Genomic DNA, 1,162 nt, shown 5'->3' with positions numbered 1-1,162 from the left:
CTGCATGCCGAACGGTACGATAGCGCCGCCGCGAACGACCCCGCCACCATCGCGGCCTATGACAGGCGGCTGCACGATGCCCGTGTCAGCCAGGGCCTGCCCGCGCGTGACTGGACCGGGAGCGTGCTGGCCCGGATGGGGGATGTCGCGGCGCTGCATGGCCGTGACCATCTGCCCCGCAGCCTGCACAGCCTTGGTTTTGTGCTGGGTCGGGAATGAAAGCAGGGGTCCTGTGCTGCTGGCGGGGTTGACCGGCGGAATGTTCTGGTGAACTTCTGCTAACGCTGCCCGCGCGTGATGGCGGGCAGGAGCGCGCTCTGTGTATCGCGCCAGCGCCACGATGAAAGAGAAATAACGGCTATGGACAGCGCCACGACCCTTCCCTTCACGCTCTCCCCCAGCACTTCTCCGGTCCCGCCGCAGCGCCGGGCGGAGATTCTGGCCAATCCCGGCTTCGGGCGTGTCTTTACCGATAATATGGTCGTTATCCGTTATGAGGAAGGCAGGGGCTGGCATGACGCCCGCGTGCAGCCCTATGCCCCGCTGTCACTGAACCCGGCGGCGGCGGTGCTGCATTACGCGCAGGAAATTTTCGAGGGGATGAAAGCCTACCGCACGGCGGAGGGGCACATCACCCTGTTCCGCCCCCATGCCAATGCGGCGCGCTTTCGCAAATCGGCCGAGCGGCTGGCCATGGCGCAGGTGCCCGAGGATCTGTTTGTCGAGGCGGTGCGCCAGCTTGTGCGCGTTGACGCCGCATGGGTGCCCGGCAACCCCGATGAGAGCCTGTACATCCGCCCCTACATGATCGCGAACGAGACGTTCCTGGGCGTGAAGCCCGCCGCGCAGTACCTGTTCATGGTCATTGCCTCGCCCGTGGGGGCCTATTTCGGGGAAGAGGCGGTCAGCGTGTGGGTGTCCGATTTCTGCCGCGCCGCCCCCGGCGGCACGGGGGAAGCCAAATGCGGTGGCAATTACGCCGCCAGCCTCATGGCCCAGCAGGAAGCCAAGGGGCATGGCTGCGCGCAGGTGCTGTTCCTTGACGCGGTCGAGCGCCGCTGGATCGAGGAAATGGGCGGCATGAACGTGTTCTTCGTGTTCGATGACGGCTCCATCGCCACCCCGCCGCTGACCGGCACGATCCTGCGCGGCATCACGCGCG

Annotated in this window: 1 protein-coding gene and 1 pseudogene; both read left to right on the top strand. The window is 66.3% G+C overall.

Translation table 11 applies throughout. The features are described from left to right. Nucleotides 1-219, top strand: a pseudogene (locus JCM25156_RS29600) (NADPH-dependent oxidoreductase); the annotation flags it as partial. A gap of 141 nt (nucleotides 220-360) precedes the next feature. Next, nucleotides 361-1,162, top strand: an 802-nt coding sequence (locus tag JCM25156_RS17410) for a branched-chain amino acid aminotransferase (protein ID WP_025814158.1), incomplete at its 3' end; no start/stop codon positions are given.

This window comes from Komagataeibacter kakiaceti JCM 25156 (assembly GCF_000613305.1).
Note: the sequence above shows the minus strand (reverse complement) of the source record. Positions and strands in the feature narration are given on the sequence as shown.